At 63.8% G+C, this 18019-nt stretch carries 14 protein-coding genes; 6 read left to right on the top strand and 8 right to left on the bottom strand.

The window, feature by feature from the left end:
- Window positions 1-109: 109 nt before the first annotated feature.
- The 6 genes from D3227_RS08550 to D3227_RS08525 are packed head-to-tail and all read left to right on the top strand — an operon-like array spanning window position 110 to window position 8709.
- On the top strand, window positions 110-1780 hold the full coding sequence (locus D3227_RS08550; RefSeq protein WP_120013691.1) for a thiamine pyrophosphate-binding protein: 1671 nt from the start codon (window positions 110-112) through the stop codon (window positions 1778-1780).
- A complete protein-coding gene (locus D3227_RS08545) occupies window positions 1777-3873 on the top strand; it encodes a hydantoinase/oxoprolinase family protein (RefSeq protein WP_120013690.1) in 2097 nt (698 codons plus the stop codon). The genes D3227_RS08550 and D3227_RS08545 overlap by 4 nt, the downstream gene beginning before the upstream one ends.
- Window positions 3870-5489: a hydantoinase B/oxoprolinase family protein gene (locus D3227_RS08540; protein ID WP_120013689.1), complete on the top strand. Its 1620-nt coding sequence runs from the start codon at window positions 3870-3872 to the stop codon at window positions 5487-5489. Before D3227_RS08545 ends, D3227_RS08540 begins: the two co-directional genes overlap by 4 nt.
- On the top strand, window positions 5486-6688 hold the full coding sequence (locus D3227_RS08535) for a pyridoxal phosphate-dependent aminotransferase (RefSeq protein WP_120013688.1): 1203 nt from the start codon (window positions 5486-5488) through the stop codon (window positions 6686-6688). Before D3227_RS08540 ends, D3227_RS08535 begins: the two co-directional genes overlap by 4 nt.
- Window positions 6689-6691: 3 nt before the next feature.
- Window positions 6692-7507, top strand: coding sequence for an NAD-dependent epimerase/dehydratase family protein (locus D3227_RS08530; protein WP_120013687.1), 816 nt, complete (start codon window positions 6692-6694; stop codon window positions 7505-7507).
- Window positions 7504-8709: an NAD(P)/FAD-dependent oxidoreductase gene (locus tag D3227_RS08525; protein ID WP_120013686.1), complete on the top strand. Its 1206-nt coding sequence runs from the start codon at window positions 7504-7506 to the stop codon at window positions 8707-8709. Before D3227_RS08530 ends, D3227_RS08525 begins: the two co-directional genes overlap by 4 nt.
- A 61-nt stretch (window positions 8710-8770) precedes the next feature.
- On the opposite strand, the gene dhaL (D3227_RS08520) is transcribed toward D3227_RS08525, so the two are convergent.
- From dhaL (D3227_RS08520) to D3227_RS08485, 8 genes are all read right to left on the bottom strand, one after another.
- Window positions 8771-9427, bottom strand: a complete 657-nt coding sequence (dhaL, locus tag D3227_RS08520) for a dihydroxyacetone kinase subunit DhaL (RefSeq protein ID WP_120013685.1) — start codon at window positions 9425-9427, stop codon at window positions 8771-8773.
- 63 nt (window positions 9428-9490) lie between these two features.
- Entirely contained in the window at window positions 9491-11587 is a 2097-nt protein-coding gene (locus tag D3227_RS08515) for a bifunctional sugar-binding transcriptional regulator/dihydroxyacetone kinase subunit DhaK (protein WP_120013684.1), read from the bottom strand.
- Window positions 11588-11747: 160 nt separating this feature from the next.
- Window positions 11748-12410 carry a dihydroxyacetone kinase subunit DhaL gene (gene dhaL / locus D3227_RS08510; RefSeq protein ID WP_120013683.1) on the bottom strand — a complete coding sequence of 221 codons (663 nt, stop codon included), beginning with the start codon at window positions 12408-12410 and terminating at the stop codon, window positions 11748-11750.
- An 11-nt stretch (window positions 12411-12421) separates the two neighbouring features.
- Entirely contained in the window at window positions 12422-13414 is a 993-nt protein-coding gene (locus D3227_RS08505; protein WP_120013682.1) for a dihydroxyacetone kinase subunit DhaK, read from the bottom strand.
- 22 nt (window positions 13415-13436) lie between these two features.
- Complete coding sequence (locus tag D3227_RS08500) at window positions 13437-14207, bottom strand: SDR family oxidoreductase (protein ID WP_120013681.1); 771 nt, start codon at window positions 14205-14207, stop codon at window positions 13437-13439.
- Window positions 14208-14268: 61 nt separating this feature from the next.
- Window positions 14269-15255, bottom strand: coding sequence for a substrate-binding domain-containing protein (locus D3227_RS08495; RefSeq protein WP_120013680.1), 987 nt, complete (start codon window positions 15253-15255; stop codon window positions 14269-14271).
- Window positions 15256-15388: 133 nt separating this feature from the next.
- On the bottom strand, window positions 15389-16393 hold the full coding sequence (locus D3227_RS08490) for an ABC transporter permease (RefSeq protein ID WP_120013819.1): 1005 nt from the start codon (window positions 16391-16393) through the stop codon (window positions 15389-15391).
- Between the two features lie 40 nt (window positions 16394-16433).
- On the bottom strand, window positions 16434-17912 hold the full coding sequence (locus D3227_RS08485; RefSeq protein WP_120013818.1) for a sugar ABC transporter ATP-binding protein: 1479 nt from the start codon (window positions 17910-17912) through the stop codon (window positions 16434-16436).
- Window positions 17913-18019: the final 107 nt, after the last annotated feature.

Genomic DNA, 18019 nt, shown 5'->3' with positions numbered 1-18019 from the left:
TCTTGCCGGTTTGACCTGCCAATTAGGGGCGATCCAAACTTGTAGGCGGCAAAGTCTGTTCACGCCCATCCGCCGGCCCCCTCCCGCCGGGCATAGAGAAAGTTGATGCATGATGCGCAATGGAGGCCAGCTTCTTGTCGAGTGCCTGATGGCGTTGGGCGCGACCAAGAGCTTCGGCGTGCCGGGAGAAAGCTACCTGGCTGTTCTTGACGCTCTGCACGACACCGAAGGCAGATTGGATTACGTGCTCTGCCGCAACGAAGGCGGTGCTGCGTTCATGGCGTCCGCCTATGGCAAGCTGACCGGCTCTCCGGGGATCTGTTTCGTGACGCGCGGTCCCGGCGCCACCAATGCCGGCATCGGCGTGCATACCGCCATGCAGGACAGTTCGCCGATGCTGCTGTTCGTCGGCCAGGTGGGCACGGACATGAAGGGCCGCGAGGCGTTCCAGGAGGTCGACTATCGCGCGGCGTTCGGCACGCTGGCGAAATGGGCGGTCGAGATCGACGAGGTTTCGCGTCTTCCCGAGATCGTGGCGCGCGCATGGACGACGGCGCTGACGGGACGGCCTGGCCCGGTCGTCGTGGCGTTGCCGGAGGACATGCTGACCACGATGACGGGCGCCGCCCCGCTCCGTGGACCGGCTACCATGTTCGAACCTGCCGCCACTGCTGCTGCAGTTGCGGCAACCCATGAAATGCTTGCCGCAGCGCGCCGGCCGGTGATCCTGATCGGTGGCACCAACTGGACGGCCGAGGGACGCACTGCGCTGCAGGCCTTCACTGAGGCTTCCGACATTCCGGTGGTGGCGGCCTTCCGATTCCAGGATCAGTTCGACAATGGCTCGCCGGTTTTCGTCGGCGAGGCCGGCGTGGGCATGGTGCCTCACGTCAAGGCGCTGATCCGCGAAGCCGATGTGATCCTGGCCATCAATGTCCGCTTCGGGGAAATGACGACTGATGGCTACACCTTGCTGTCGGTGCCCGAGCCAAGCCAGAAGCTGATCCACGTCCATGCGTCGGATCGCGAGATCGGCAAGATCTACATTCCTTCCGTCGGCATCCATGCCGGCCCCAATGCTTTCGCCAAGGCGATGACCCCGGTCGAGGGCGGGTGGGCCGAATGGCGTGCCAAGGCCAGGGCAAGCTACGAAGGTGCGTTCAAGGCGCCCGCCCAGCCTGGTCCGGTCGACATGGTCGAGGTCAGTGCGTGGCTGCGCGAAAACCTGCCCGACGATGTGATCCTGACCAACGGCGCCGGCAATTTCACGGTCTGGCCGAACAAGTTCTTCAAGTTCGGCCCCAAGGCGCGGCTGCTCGCGCCGCAGTCCGGCGCGATGGGCTACGGCCTGCCGGCGGCGATTGCCGCCAAGGTGGCGTTCCCCGAGCGCACGGTCGTCTGCTTTGCCGGCGACGGCGATTTTCAGATGAACTGCCAGGAACTAGGCACGGCTATGCAGGCCGAAGCGCAGCCCATCGTGCTCATCCTGAACAACGGCATCTACGGCACGATCCGCGCGCATCAGGAGCGGCACTATCCGGGGCGCGTTTCCGGAACGAACATCGAGAACCCGGATTTCGTCGGCCTTGCCAGCTCCTATCGCTTCCATTCTGAACGCGTCGAATCCACCGCGGATTTCGCCGCAGCGTTCGGGCGGGCGCTGGCATCGCCGACAGGTGCGGTTCTGGAACTCGCGATCTCCCCCGAGGCGCTGACTCCGCGCCAGACTCTTTCCCAGATGCGCGAAGCCGCGCTCGCTTCGCAGAAGGCCAAGGCATGACCAGCAAGACAGACGACATCCGTCTCGGCGCAGACATTGGCGGCACCTTCACGGACATCGCGCTCGATGTGCGCGGAACGATCTTTTCGACCAAGGTGCTGACCACCTATTCGGCACCCGAGCAGGCGATCCTCGATGGCATCGCAATCGTGGTGCGCGATGCAAAGATCTCGGCCGCGGACATCGGCATCGTCATTCACGGCACGACCTTGGCGACGAACGCGCTCATCGAGCGGCGCGGCGCCAAGACGGCCTTGATCACCACCGAGGGTTTTCGCGACGTGATCGAGATGCGGACCGAGAACCGCTTCGAGCAGTACGACCTCAACCTCAAACTGCCGACGCCGCTGATCCCGCGCGAGCATCGCTTTACCGTCAAGGGCCGCATCGGCGCCGAAGGCCAGGAGTTGCAGTCGCTCGATGAGGTTGCTCTCGAAGAGATTGCAGACCAGATCGCAGCGGGTGGCTTTGGCGCGGTCGCCATCGGTTTCATCCATTCCTACATGAACCCGGCGCATGAGCAGCGGGCCAGGCAAATCCTGGCGCGGAAGCTGGATGTTCCGATTTCCGTCAGCGCCGAGGTCTCGCCGCAGATGCGGGAGTTCGAGCGCTTCAACACGGTCTGCGCCAACGCCTATGTCCGCCCGCAGATGGCCAGCTATCTCGCCCGGCTGCAGACGCGGCTGAAGGACATGGGCGCGGATTGTCCGGTCTTCATGATCCATTCGGGTGGCGGATTGATCTCGGTCGAAACGGCGTCCGAATTTCCGGTGCGGCTGGTGGAGTCCGGACCGGCCGGCGGCGCCATCTTCGCCGCCGACATCGCCCGGCGTTTCGATCTGGATACCGTCGTCTCCTACGACATGGGCGGAACGACCGCGAAGATCTGCCTGATCGAGGACTATGCGCCGCAGACGGCCAGGACTTTCGAGGTCGCGCGCACCTACCGGTTCTGCAAGGGCTCCGGCATGCCGATCTCGATCCCGGTGATCGAGATGATCGAGATCGGTGCCGGCGGCGGCTCGATCGCCTGGGTCGACGCGATGGGACGCATCCAGACCGGCCCCGAAAGCGCAGGCTCGGAACCGGGACCGGCCTGCTATGGGCGCGGCGGTAAACGGCCTGCGATCACCGACGCCGACCTGGTGCTGGGCAAGCTCGACCCCGACAATTTCGCGGGCGGCGCCATCAAGCTCGACGCTTCGGCTTCTCAAGGCGCGATTAGCCGCGACGTCGGCGCCCGCCTGTCGCTCAACCCGCTGTCGGCAGCCTTCGGCATCAGCGAGGTGGTGGACGAGAACATGGCCAATGCTGCCCGTGTCCACGCCGTCGAGAACGGCAAGAACATTTCGGACAATGTCATGATCGCCTTCGGTGGCGCAGCACCGCTGCACGCGGCGCGGCTCTGCGAAAAGCTCGGTCTCGACCAATGCCTCGTGCCGCAGGGCGCGGGCGTCGGCTCGGCGATCGGCTTCCTCAAAGCGCCCTTCGGCTATGAGGCGCTCGCGTCCAAACTGATCCGGCTTTCGCAGTTCAAACCAGATGAGGTGAACGCGCTGCTCGACGATCTGAAGGCTTCTGCCGAGAGCTTCGTGCGTGCCGGCACCAGCGGCAAGATCGTGCGCGAAATCACCGCCTTCATGCGCTATGCAGGCCAGGGCTGGGAAATCCCCGTCGCTCTGCCCGACAAGCCTTTCGGGGTAGACGCCGCCATCGCCTTGTCAAATGCCTTCCGCAAGAATTACGAGCGCTTTTTCGGCCGCGCCATCGACGGGCTCGACGGGCTGGAGATCGAGGTCGTCACCTGGTCCGTGAAGGCAAGCGACGAGAGGCCCGCGTCCGCGAAGCACAAGATCACCACCGGCACGCGCAACATGCCGGCTACGGTCACGCGGGAGGTTTTCGATCCGGGAACCGGAACGATGCAGACAACGGCGATTGTCGAACGTACCAGCCTCGCGGCGGGCGACCGCGTGAAGGGGCCGGCCGTGATCGTGGAGCGAGAGACATCGACAGTCGTCAGCACCCCGTTCGACGCCGTTATGCAGAGCGACGGTGCCATCCTGATGATCCGCAAGGAGCGCGTAGCATGAGCGACATTGGCGAAATCCGCATGCAGGTCATGTGGAACCGGCTGATCTCCGTCGTCGAGGAGCAGGCGCTGACCCTGCTGCGCACGGCTTTCTCCACTTCCGTGCGCGAGTCGGGCGACCTGTCGGCCGGCGTGTTCAACCCGCGCGGCGAAATGCTGGCGCAAGCGGTGACCGGCACGCCCGGGCATGTGAACACCATGGCCGAAGCCGTGCTGCAGTTCATGAACGAGATTCCGCGCGAGGAGATGTACGAGGGCGACACCTACGTCACCAACGATCCCTGGCAAGGTACCGGCCATCTTCACGATATCACGATGGTCTCGCCGTCGTTCCTGAATGGCGAACTCGTCGCCTTTTTTGCCTGCACCGCCCATGTCGTCGATGTCGGCGGGCGAGGCTTTGGCGCCGACGGCAAGTCGGTCTACGAGGAAGGCATCCAGATCCCGATCATGAAGTTCGCCGAGAGGGGCGTGGTCAACCGCGATCTGGTGAAGATCCTGCGCTGCAACGTCCGCGAACCGAACCAGGTTGTCGGCGATTTCTATTCGCTTGCCGCGTGCAACGAGGTCGGCCATCGGCGGCTCGTCGGCATGATGACCGAGATCGGCCTGACATCGCTCGACGGTCTCGGCGCGTTCATCTTCTCGCGCACGCATAACGCCATGCTGGAACGGATCAAGGTCCTGCCGAAGGGGACATGGTCCAACGGATTGGTCACCGACGGTTACGACGATCCGGTCAAGCTGGCGGCGGCCGTTTCGGTGCATGACGACCATCTCAATGTCGACTTCTCCGGCAGCGCGCCGATGAGCCGCTGGGGCATCAACGTGCCCATCATCTACACCAAGGCCTATGCCTGCTATGCGCTGAAATGCGTGGTGGCGCCCGACATTCCCAACAATGCCGCCTCGCTGGCCTTCTTCACCGTGTCGTCGCCTGTCAACATCCTGAACGCGGCCCGGCCGGCGCCGGTATCGCTGAGGCATGTCATCGGTCACATGGTTCCCGATCTCGTGCTCGGCGCGATGGCCCAGGCACTGCCCGGCAAGATCCTGGCGGAAGGTGCGGCCGCGCTGTGGAATATCCATATCTCGGCCCGGCCGGTTGCCGGCGGTACCGGTCGTCGCGCCGAGGTGCTGATGTTCAATTCCGGCGGCATGGGCGCCCGTCCCGAACTGGACGGATTGTCGGCAACAGCCTTCCCCTCCGGCGTTCACACCATGCCGATCGAAGCGACGGAGCATACCGGCCCGATCGTCATCTGGCGCAAGGAGCTCCGGCCTGGCTCGGGCGGCGATGGCGAGTTTCGCGGCGGTCTCGGCCAGGTTTTGGAAATCAGTGCGCTTGACGGACATGAGTTCGATTTCTCGGCCATGTTCGATCGCGTCAAACATCCGGCAAAGGGCCGCAATGGCGGCAAGAATGGCCAGGCTGGCGTGGTCAAGCTCGATGACGGCACGCTGATGCGGCCGAAGGGATGGCAGCATGTCCCGGCGGGACGCCGGCTGATCCTGGAGTTGCCGGGCGGCGGCGGCTATGGCGATCCGGCCAAGCGCAGCGCCGAGGCGAGGGCGCAGGACCAATCCAGGGGATATGTTACGGAGGACGGCAAATGAGCTACATCTCCTCGCGCCTGTCCGTGGTCAAGCCGTCGGCGTCGATGGCCGCCTCTCAGGCCGCCAAGGCACTGAGGGCCAAAGGCGTCGATGTTATCGACCTTGGCCTCGGCGAACCGGATTTTCCGACGCCTGCCCACATCACCGAAGCGGCCTATGCGGCCGCCAAGGCGGGCCAGACCCTCTACACCGCCGCGGCCGGCACGCCGGAAGTGCGCGAGGCAGTGGCGGCAAAATTCAGGCGCGAAAACGGGCTGGACTACACGGCCGACGACATCGTCGTGGCCAACGGCGCCAAGCAGATCATCTTCAACGCCTTGATGGCGACGCTGGAAAGCGGCGACGAGGTGATCCTGCCGGCGCCCTATTTCGTGTCTTATCCCGAGATGGTCAAGCTCCTGGGCGGCACGCCGGTCGTCGTCGAATGCCCGGAAGCGACCGGGTTCAAGCTTACGCCCGAACTGCTCGAGCGGGCGATCACGCCGAGGACCAAATGGCTGTTCCTGAACATGCCGGGCAACCCGTCGGGCGCGGTCTATTCCGAGGCTGAGCTGAAGGCACTTGGCGCAGTCCTCGCCAGGCACGGCCAGGTGCTGGTGCTGTCCGACGAAATCTACGAGCACATCATCTTCGACGGTCGTGAATTCGTTTCGTTCGGCAAGGCTTGTCCGGAGCTGAAGCACCGAAGCCTGATCGTCAACGGCGTGGCCAAGGCCTATGCGATGACCGGCTGGCGTGTCGGCTACGCCGCCGGGCCGGCGCCATTGATCAAGGCGATGTCGACCATCCAGAGCCAGTCTGTCACCTCGGTGTGCTCGATCGCCCAGGCGGCGACGGTCGCCGCGCTGAACGGCCCGCAGGACGAGGTGACCCGTTTCCGCGAGGCGTTCGAGGGGCGCAGGAACCTGGTCGTCGATGGCATCAGGCGCATCAACGGCCTGACGCTGCCGCCGCCGGAGGGAGCCTTCTATGCCTATATCGGCTGCGCCAGCCTGATCGGCCGCAAGACGCCCAAGGGCGTCGTGCTCGAAGACGATACTGCGGTTGCGAGCTATCTCCTGAACGAGGGCCGCGTGGCCTCGGTGCCCGGTGCCGCCTACGGACTTTCACCCTATTTCCGCATCTCCACCGCCACCAGCGAGGAGGTGCTTGCCGAAGCGATCGCGCGGATCAATGCCGCCGTCGCGCAAGTGGAGTAGACCATGCCCCAATACGAACGCATCCTGATCACCGGCGCGGCCGGCCGCCTTGGCTCGGAACTGCGCAAGGGGCTGGTGCCGCTGGCAAAGACGATCCGGCTGGCCGGCCGCGAACCGTTCGGCGATCTTGCCCCGCACGAGGAAGAAGCGGTGTTCGATCTCGCCGATATGGAGGCGACGATCGCGGCCACCAAGGACTGCGACGCGATCGTGCATTTCGGCGGCGCGCCGCTCGAATGCGCCTGGCAGACGATCCTGGATTCCAGCATCCGCGGCTCCTACCATATCTATGAAGGCGCGCGGAAACATGGCGTCAAGCGCGTCATCTATGCGTCGTCAGTGCACGCCATCGGCTACCATGAGGTCGAGGCGCATATCGGCGTCGACGCGCCGATGCGGCCCGACAGCCTCTATGGCGTGTCGAAGAATTTCGTCGAAAGCCTGAGCCGGCTCTATTGGGACAAGTTCGGCATCGAGACGGTGTGCCTGCGCATCTTCTCGTCCTTCCCGGAGCCGGCCGACCGCCGCATGCTGTGGTCGTACCTGTCCTTCGCCGATTGCGTCCGCTTGGTCGAGGCGTCGCTCACCGCGCCACGCGTCGGCCACACGATCTCGTTCGGCATCTCCGACAACAGATTGAAGATGGTCGACAACAGCGGCGCGAACCATCTCGGATTCTATCCGCAGGACAGCGCGGAGCCGTTCCGCGCGGCGGTCGAGGCGAGGACGCCGGTTCTGGATCCGAAGGCGCCGTCGGTCAAATATCTGGGCGGCTGGTTCTGCGAGCTAGGACATCCGGACGACGAGCCGAAATCGTGAAGCAGGGTTACGATGTGGTCATTGTCGGCGGGGCCGTGATCGGCTCCGCCGTCGCCTATTTCCTGGCCGCCAATCCGGACTTCAAGGGATCCGTCCTGGTGGTCGAAATGGATCCGACCTATGCGAAGTCGTCGACCTCGCTGTCATCCTCGTCGATCCGCAACCAGTTCTCCAACCCCATCAATGTCCGCATCAGCCAGTTCGGCACGGAATTCATCCGCAACTTCGCCGACATCATGCAGGTGGGATCCGACAGGCCTGCTCTCGCCTTCCACGAGGGCGGCTACCTGTTCCTCGCCAACACCGAGGAGCAAGCGCAGACATTGCGCGAGAACCATGCCGTGCAGAGGGCTTGCGGCGCGGACGTGGTGCTGTGGCAGCGCGATGAAGTGGCCGCCGCGTTTCCGCATCTGAATGCCGACGACATCCTGCTTGCCTCCTATGGCCGGTCCGGCGAAGGCTGGTTCAACAACACCGGCCTGATGTACGGTTTCAAGAACAAGGCGCGGTCGCTGGGCGTCGACTACGTCACCGATGAAGTGGTGGCGATTGGCCGCCAGGGCGGCAAGATTACCGATGTCACCTTGAAATCCGGGGCGGTGATATCGGCCGGCGTGCTGGTCAATGCTTCCGGTCCCCGGGCGGCGCTCACTGCCCGCATGGCCGGGCTCGATGTTCCCGTCGAGCCGCGCAAGCGTACTTTGTTCGTGTTCGACTGCGCCCAGTCTCCCGAGGGGTCGGCCACCGTAAACCAGGGTCGCCTGCCGCTGATGATCGACCCGTCCGGAGTGTTCTGCCGGCCGGAAGGCCGCTTCTTCCTGACCGGCTGTCCGCCGGTGGAAGATCCGTGTTCCGACTGGGACGATTTCGAGCCGCGCTACGACGAGTTCGAGGAGATCATCTGGCCGGCGCTGGCGGCGCGTTCACCCGCATTCGAGGCGATCAAGGCCGTGAACCAGTGGGCCGGGCACTATGATTTCAACACGCTCGACCACAATCTTGTCGTCGGTCCCCATCCGGAGGTCAAGAACTTCATCTTCGCCAACGGCTTCTCCGGACACGGTCTGCAGCAGGGGCCGGCGGCCGGTCGCGGCGTGGCGGAGCTCGTTGTCTATGGCGGCTTTCAAACGCTCGACCTGTCAGAGGTCGGCTACGAGCGCATCGTGGAGAACCGACCGTTCCTCGAAAAGGCTGTTATCTGAACCTGGCGTCGTGATCGAAGGGCTCTGACTGCAACACCAATTTCCGCGGCCGCGCCGAAGACTATCTTGCCGGTTCGCCTTCGCCAAAGGTGTCCTTCATCGCGCGCAGGATGATCACGGCCGAGGCGGCACCCGGGTCCATGTGGCCCAGGGACCGCTCGCCGAGCCTGGCCGCCCTGCCGCGGGCCGCGACCATGGACCGTGTCGAATTCGCGCCGGCTTCAGCGGCCTCCAGGATGCTGTTCCACATCTCCAGGCATCCGGCAGAACGGGCGCGTGCGTTGACGGCCGCTTCCGTGGCGGGGATCCAGGCATCCAGCATTGTCTTGTCGCCGCGCTGTCCCTTGCCGCGCTCCTTGATGCCGGTGGTCATGGCCTCGACGATCATTGCCTGATCGGCGGCCGAAAGACATTCATCCTGTTTGAGCGCTTGTGCCGCGCGCCGGAAGGCGGCCGCGTAGAGCGGCCCCGTGGAGGCGCCAACGGCGTCGAGAAAGGCCGACGCGGCGGCTGTGAACACCTCCGACGGCTGCGTTTCGTCGAGGTTGAGCTTGGCCAGTTCCGCATTCACCGCCATGAAGCCGAGCGACATGGTGATGCCATGGTCGGCGTCGCCGATGGCGCCGTCCAGGTCCGAGAGGTGGTCCTTACCCGCCTCGATCGCAATCGATATGCGATAGAACATCCTGCTCAGGCGTCGCGCCGCATTGTCCGACATCGTGTTCCTCCCAGTTCAAGCAGGATGCCGCCCGTCTTCACGGGGGGCGCCTAGTCCCTATCTTCAACCAATCCGCAGGACGGCCGTGTCGCAGGGGTGATGCAACAATTCTGTAAGCTCGGAGTCGAGGTGCATGACCGTTATCGACGCACCGACCATGTCGAGCGAGGTGCAGTAATGTCCCACCCAGTTCGCCTCTATCGTGATGTCCTTGGCGCTCAGCCGTTGCTCGACACGCCTGAAGAGAATGTACAGTTCCATCAACGGCGTTGCGCCAAATGAATTGACCAGCACCGCGACACGGTCTCCCGCCGCCGGCTTCATTTCCGAAAAGATACGGTCCATGATCCGGTCGGTGATCGCGTCGGCGCTCATCATCTTTTCGCGGAGGACGCCAGGCTCGCCGTGGATGCCCATGCCGATCTCGATGTCGTCGGGGCCGATCTCGAAATTTTGGCGGCGGGTCTGCGGCATGGAGCAAGGCTCCAGCGCGACGCCCATGGTGAAGGTTCGTGCATTGGCCTTGCGCGTCATTGCCTCGCAGGCGTCGAGCGACAATCCGCGGTCGCAGGCGGCCCCGGCGATCTTGAACATGAAGAAGTTGCCGGCAACGCCGCGCCGGCCCTCTCTGTCTTCGAGTGGAGACGAGGCGATATCGTCCGTCGTCACCACCGTGCGAACCTCGATGTTGTGTTCCGCAGCGATCTCGGCCGCCATCTCGAAATTCATCACGTCGCCGGCATAGTTGCCGTAGACGAAGAGCACGCCTTGCCCGCCCGATGCGGCATTGGCGCACTGGAAGATCGTGCCGGGAGGCGGTGACGAAAAGATGTTGCCGACCGCAACGGCGTCGGCCAACCCCTTGCCGACATAACCGAGAAAGCAGGGCTCGTGCCCGGTGCCGCCGCCGACCACAAGCCCGACCTTGCCGGGCCTCGGTCCGGTGCGGGCGACGAGGGCGCGATGCGACCCCTTGATCGGCATGACATAGGTGGCATTGGCCTTCACCACGCCGTCAAGCATTTCCTCGACGACATCATTCGGATCGTTGAGGAACTTCTTGATATGAGTGCGGAAATTGCTGGGCAGGGCCACCGTGTTGTCGACCCTCGGGCGTTGCGAGAGCTTCTGGTCGAGTTCAGTCACGCCGTCGGCATTGAGGATGCCGCGGCCGGTGGCGGCATCGGTGATCAGCACGTTGACATAGCCGCCGCGCAGCGTCGCCAGGATCGCCGGCACCTTGTCGAAACCGCCGGCGACCGCGATGCGCAAGCTGATGGCCTTAAGCATGTCGAGAGATATGCCGATCGTGCGGTCGTCGAGCGGGCCGGCCACCGGTTTGCCTTGCCCGTCGATGAAGCGGCCGGCGACGACGCCGACGGCATCCTTGGCGAGATATTGCTGCAGCGAAACCGATTCAAAGAAGCCGCTGGTGTGGATGGTTGAATTCGGACGCAGCGACGAGATGCCGAACAGCGCCTTGTTGGCTTTGGCTAAAGCGCCGAACTGGCTCTGGATCAGCGTCTCACGCAACAGCATGTCGCGAACCTCGGCCGTGGAAACGACCGCCGGCGCCGTGATGTTGATCAGCTTCGCCTTGACCGCGCCGGCGATGGCGGAGGCGCAGAGTTCCGGTGTATAGGCGAAGCTGGCGGCTGTTCCGCCGGTGGCCTGGACTATGGTGACGTCCTGAAGACCGGGCACCGATGCCTGCTCTCCGATCGCCAGGATCGTGCGCCCCCAGGCGACGGCGAGCGTGTCACCGGATTTCAAAAGCTTGGCAAGGGCTTGCGCGGCAGCTCCGCCAAGGCGATCGATCAGCGGACGCGTGTTATCGTCGCTCGGCACGACGAGACAGTCATGCAGGCCGAAGTGACGTTTGAGTTCCTGCGCGATCGACAGCGAACTCAGCCGTGACGGCTCGAGCGAGATGTTGACGATGCCGCGTGCGCGGGCATCGGCCAGGTAGCTGTTCACAGTTGCGCGCGAAATGCCCATGATCTCGGCGATGTCGCCTTGCGTCATGTGGTCTTCGTAGTAGAGCCAGCAGGCCCAGACATACGGGTCGTCGCCATAGCGTAGCGGAATGGGCTCGGACGCAGCCTCGGCGCCCGCCCGCACGGTGCCGTTCTTGCGCGCCGATGATGTCTTGACGGTCATGCAGCCAAGTTTCCCCGAATCCAAGATCGATCGCCAAGATGAGCGTAAATGGCGGAACACTCAATCTTGGTCAGATCGGGCCTGGTCTGATCGGGCACCAACCCGGCTTCCGGCTGGAAATCAGCCGGAAGCCAGTGCTCGGGAGGAGCCCTGTTCGTGTTCAGCGTCCCACGGTCGCGGACAGCTGCAGTTTCTGCTTGGCGCCGAGCGCCAGGGTTTCCAGGATCAAGGCGCAGGATGTGGCGCCGGCGTCGAGGACACCGACCGAGCGCTCGCCGAGCCGGCTGGCGCGGCCGATCCGCGCCACCAGATCCTTTGTGCTGTCGCGGCCTTTTTCAGCCGCGACGACCAGTGCATCCAGAGCTTCCGGGAACGGCTTACCGCCGGCATTAGCGGCGTCGAAGGCCTCGATGGCTGGGACGAGCGTGTCGAGCAGCGTCTTGTCGCCGACCTTGGCCGAGCCGATCGACTGGATACCGTCGAGACCGTTGGTGAGCATGGCACTGAACGTCCCGGCATCGATCGACGAGGAACCTTCGATCGTTTCGGCGAACTGCGTGAACATGACGCCATAGAGCGGACCCATCGAGCCGCCGATCTCGGTCATCAGCACGGTGCCCAGCGTGTCGAAGGCCGTGGCCAGCGACATGTCGTTGCCCCGGATCCTGTCCGCCGCCATACCGAAACCCTTAGCCATGTTGACGCCGTGGTCGCCGTCACCGATCTTGCCGTCGATCTCGCTGAGATAGGCCCGGTTCTCGATAATCCTGTCGGCCAGCGAAAGAACGATGTCGCCGGCGGAAGCGTTGTCAAACTGCTGCATGCGCCTGTTTCCTAAAGCCTTGCCGGACAATCGACATCGACGTCCAGCAATCGTTTCAGCTCGGTGTCGAGCGCCATGACCGTGAGCGTGGCGCCGACCATTTCCAGCGAGGTGAAATAGTTGCCGATATAGGTCTTGTGGATGGTCAAGCCGCGTCTACTGACCTCCGTCTCGATCGTGTCGTTGAGGATGTAGAGCTCGTTGACCGGGGTGGCGCCGAGGCCGGACACAAGCACCGCCACTTCGGTTCCGGCCGCAAGCGCATGATCGTCGAGGACGACCTTGACCATCTCGCGCGCTATTTCGGCTGCCGGCTTCAGCGGCTCGACACGCACACCCGGTTCGCCGTGATGGCCGATGCCGACTTCCATCGTGCCCGGCTCGATCACGAAGTTGGGATGCCCGACCGCCGGCAGCGTGCACGGGCCAAGGCCGACGCCGATCGAACGGCAATTGTCGATCGCCCGCTGCGCTATCGCCTGCACCTCCTGGAGACCGGCGCCTAGCGCGGCCTTGGCGCCGGCGCATTTCCACATGAAGATCTCGCCGGCTACGCCACGGCGCTTCTCGCGTTCTTCCGGTGGCGCCGAACAGACGTCGTCATTTGCGACGACGGTCGCGATCTCGATGTCTTCCTTGGCCGCGAGCTTTATGGCCATTTTCACGTTCATGTTGTCGCCGGCATAATTGCCGTAGAGGCAGACGACACCCTTGCCGCCATTGGCCTCCCGCGCGGCGTCGAGGAAGCTCTTTGCGGTTGGTGACGAGAAGAGCTCGCCGACCGCGACCGCGTCCAGCATGTTGCGGCCGGTGTAGCCGATGAAGGCGGGCTCGTGGCCGGAGCCGCCGCCGGTGATCACGCCGACCTTGCCGCCGACCGGCGCATGGCGGGCGGCGATGACGCGCGGATTGCTGCCCAGCCTGACCAGGTCGGCATGCGCCTTGACGAAACCCTTGACCGTATCCTCGACGACCTCGTCGGGGTTGTTGATGAACCGCTGCATTGTTACTCCGATCCTTCGCCGCTCAGACAATGGTGTAGCCGCCGTCGACCAGGAGGTCGGCGCCGTTGATCATGTCGGCGCCGTTCGACGCCAGGAACACCGCCGCCGCGGCGATCTCCTGCGGAAAGGCGAAACGGCCGGTCGGAATGCGCTGCTTCAGCGCCTCGCCGCGCGGATTGTCCCAGGCCTTCCTACCGAGGTCAGTGAGCACCACCGTTGGCGAAATCGTGTTGACCGTGATGCCGTGCTTGCCCCATTCGGCCGCAAGCGTCTTCGACAGACCGATGACGCCGAATTTCGAGGCGCAATAGGCGGCATGCTGGTCGATCGCGACGCTGCCGGCCTGCGAGGCCATGTTGATGATCTTGCCGCCCTTGCCGGCCTTGATCAGGGCGCGTCCGGCGGCTTGGCAGACAAGGAACGTTCCCTTGAGATTGATGTCGATCGTCTTGTCCCAGGCGTCGAGGGTGAGTTCCTCGGCGGGAGCAAGGATGGCGACGCCGGCACTGTTGACGACGATGTCGATTTGGCCGAAAGCCGCTTGCGCCGCGGCGAACACCGCCTCCACGGACTTTGGATCGGCCACGTCGCAGACGAAGGATTTCGCGCCGTTGCCGAGTTCGTCGGCCTTCGCCCGCGCAACCGATTCATTGATGTCGATCACGCCGACGACGGCCCCTTTCGCGGCAAATGCCGACGCAATGGCACTACCGATGCCGGAGGCGCCGCCGGTGACCAGGGCGACCTTGCCGCCCAGCGAAAAATTGAGATCGACGTCTATTGAATCGGTCATGGTTCTCTTCTTCCAGTCCTGATGGAAAGTGGGGCGGGCGGGCGGCCCGCCCACGGTTGTATCACTTGCGCGTCGCCAGCAGCTGGTCGACGTTTTCAGCCGTCACCGGCGTCCACGGGACATTGTAGATCTTCTCCTTGCCGTCGTTCCACGGCATGTCCTTGTAGGTTGTCCAGATATCGGACTGAGGCTTGTAGTCGCCCTTCCTGGCATTGAAGATTGCGAGGTCGAGTGCGCCTTGAGCCTGGGCGCGCGCGTCCTGGAGGATCGAGGTCATCTCGCCGGCCTTGACGGCGTGGAGCGCGTCGGTGATGCCGTCGATACCGGCAATGGCGAAACTCTTGACGTCAAGGCCGGCGGCCTTGATCGCCTCGATCGCGCCGAGAGCCATTTCGTCGTTCTGGCCGATCACGCCGTTGATCTGCTTCGGGTGGGCGGTCAGCCAGTTTTCCATCAGCGTCTGGGCTTCGGCGCGCGACCAGTTCGCCGTCTGGTCCTCGAGAACCTTGACGTCGGGGCACTCGGCAAGCGCCTTCTTGTTGCCTTCGAGGCGGGAAATCTGCGCGGACTGACCGACTGGCCCCTCGAGGATGACGACGTTGCCCTTGCAGCCGATCTTGTCGAGCACGGTCTTGGCTTCCAAATAGCCCGAGATCGTGTCGTCTGATCCGACATAGGAGGTCAGCAGATCGGAGTTGACGCGGGTGTTCGAGCCGATGACCGGAATGCCGGCGTCGGCGGCCGACTGTACGGCGGCGGCGCCCGCGTCGACGTCGATCGGTGCGAAGATGATCGCATTGTATTTCTGCGTGACCATCGTCTTGAACTGGTCCTGCTGGACCAGCGCATCATAGCGGCCGTCAAACACCGTCAGCTCGACCTCGCCGCTCTTGACGGCCGGGTGCTCCTGAAGCGCCGCCGCCCAGATCTGCATGAATTCCGCATTCAAGCCGTAGGGTGCTGCACCTATCTTGATCTTCTCCTGCGCCATCGCAGACGAAGCCAGCAGCGCGGTCGCGGATGCGAGCGCAATCATCCATCTTTTCATTTTGTTACCTCCACTTGAGTGAGCGACCGACATGGTTCGCCTTTCAACGGACGCGCGTGATGCAGGTCCGGTGCCTGAAGGGGCTGTCGAGCATCGATATTGCCAAAGCAGAATCCGCTTTGACTCCAATGCTCTAAGCCCCGTAGTTCCTCTTCTGGTCGAGCATCACAGCGCCAACGATCAGGGCGCCCTTGAGCACTTGCTGGTAGTAGGATTGGATGCCCATGAGATCGAGGCCGTTGTTCATGACGCCGATGATCAGCGCCCCGATCAATGTGCCGGTGACCCGGCCGACGCCTCCCGAAAGACTGGTTCCGCCGATCACCACCGCCGCGATCGCGTCGAGTTCGTAGGCGATTCCGGCCTGGGGAAGTGCGGAACCGGTACGGGCGCTGAGCAGCATTCCGGCGAAACCGGCAAGGCCGCCGGAGATGACATAGACGACGAACTGGATGCGGGTGATGTTGATGCCCGAGGTCCTCGCCGCATGCGGATTGCCGCCCACGGCATAGATGTAGCGGCCGAAACGGGTCCGGTTGAGGATCCACCACGAAACGGCGAACACGATCGCGAGAATGATGACCGGCGCGGGTATGCCAAAGACGTCGCCCGTGCCGATCCAGCGGAAGGCCGGCGTCAGCGCCGGGACGGGACGGCCCCCACCATAGATGAGGGTCAGCCCGCGCGCGGCCGACAGCATACCCAGCGTCGCCACGAAGGCCGGCACCGAAAACCGCGACACGATCAAGCCGGAGACGGCGCCGCAGGCTATGCCGACCAGCAGGCCGATGCCGATCCCCAGCGCGACGGGATAGGGCGCCCCGGAAATTCCGGCGGTCGCGGAGCTGGTGACGAAACTGGCGCTGACGATGCCGGCAAGCGCGACAACAGAGCCGACGGAGAGATCGATACCGCGGGTCAGGATGACGAAGGTCATGCCGATGGCGAGGACACCGTTGATCGAGGTCTGCAGCAGCACGTTCGAGATGTTGCCGGCGGTCAGGAAGAACTCGTTGGAGACCGACAGAACCGCCACCAGGATCAGGAAGGCGAGGAAGATGCCGTATTCCTGGATCAACAGCCGGCGCTGCTCGGAACCCAGCCAGCCCTTGGCCTTCTTGTCGTCGCCAACCGACATCATTTTCTCCTCTGCCGCCGAGCGAACGCCCTGTCCCGGTTCAGGTTGATAGGTGGACGAGTGATTGGGCATCCGTTTCCTCCCGGCTGAAGATTCCGGCGCTCCTGCCGGCCCGCATCACCATGATCCGGTCCGACATGCCGAGCACTTCGTCGATTTCCGATGAGATCATCACCACCGTGCCGCCGGCGGCGGCAAAGTCGCTGATGATCCGATAGATTTCACGCTTGGCGCCGACGTCGACGCCGCGGGTCGGCTCGTCCAGCAGCAGGACTTTCGGGTTGCGCAGGAACCATTTGCCGAGCACCACCTTCTGCTGGTTGCCTCCCGAAAGACCGGAGACCGGCATCGTGTCGCGCGCCGCCTTGATCTGAAACTGCTCGCGCATGTCGCGGCTTGCGCGCGCCTCCCGGGTCCGATCCATGGCGAAGGCGGGGCTCATTTCCGGCAGGCTCGCCATGCAGATGTTCGCCCGCACGGAATCGGAGAGATTGAGGCCGGTCAGCTTGCGGTCCTCGGTGACCAGCGCCAGGCCAAGCGCCATGGCGTCCGCCGGCTTGGAGATGGTGACCTCGGCGCCATCGACCGCAACACGTCCCGCCGACGGTTTGTCGAGCCCGAACAGGCAGTTGAAGATTTCCGTTCGCCCGGCGCCCATCAGGCCATAAATGCCGAAGATCTCGCCCTTCCGCACCGAGAAGGAGATGTCCTCGATCTTGTTCGGGCAAGAGAGCGCGACAACCTCTATGCCGGTTTCCGGCGTCGGCGCGTTGGTCTTGACGTACTCCTCCGACAGCTCGCGTCCGACGATCATGCGAATGAGGCCGGGCCGGTCGATGTCGGCAAGTGCGCCACTGCCGACATAGGCGCCGTCGCGAAAGACCGTGTAGGAATCGGCGATCTGGAAAATCTCCGACAGACGGTGGGAGACGTAGACGATGCCGCGCCCTTGCGCCTGCAGGCGGCGGATCGCGTCGAAGAGGTGTTGGGCCTCCCGCTCGCCGATCGCCGACGTCGGCTCATCCATGAAGATGACCTCCGCGTCGTGACTGAGCGCCTTGGCGATCTCGACCAGCTGCATCTGCGCGACCGAGAGGTTCATCATGTAGCTTGTGGCGCGAATATCGAATTCGAGATCGTCCAGCAGCTTTTGCGCTGACCGGTTCATCGCCCGGAAATCGATGCCGCCGAAGCGCGCCTTGGGTTCGCGGCCGAGATAGATGTTTTCGGCGACCGTCATATGGGGAACAGGGCTAAGTTCCTGTTCGATGATGGCAATGCCCGAGGCGAGTGCGTCGGCCGGGCTTGTGAATTCCACCTCCTTGCCGCGACGGCGGATTGCGCCGGCATCGCGCTTGAAGATGCCCATCAGTATCTTGAGGAAGGTCGACTTGCCGGCGCCGTTGCCGCCGCAGAGCGCATGAACCGTGCCGGCGCGAAGCTGAAAGCGGCCGTCGCGCAAGGCGGCGACGCCACCAAAGGACTTTTTCAGCCCTTCCACCTCGAGCAAAAGCTCCACGTCGTTCTCCTCCCAGGCATTCGGCAGTCCCGTTGGGGAGCCGATCGGCACGAGGGTCTTCGCCCCATACGTCGATGCTGACAATAGTCAGTTGATGATCGACAAAT

Origin of the sequence: Mesorhizobium waimense (assembly GCF_003601975.1) — a bacterium.
Classification (GTDB): Bacteria; Pseudomonadota; Alphaproteobacteria; order Rhizobiales; family Rhizobiaceae; genus Mesorhizobium; species Mesorhizobium waimense.
The sequence above is the reverse complement of the archived record's forward strand: the minus strand, read 5'-3'. Positions and strand labels throughout refer to the sequence as shown.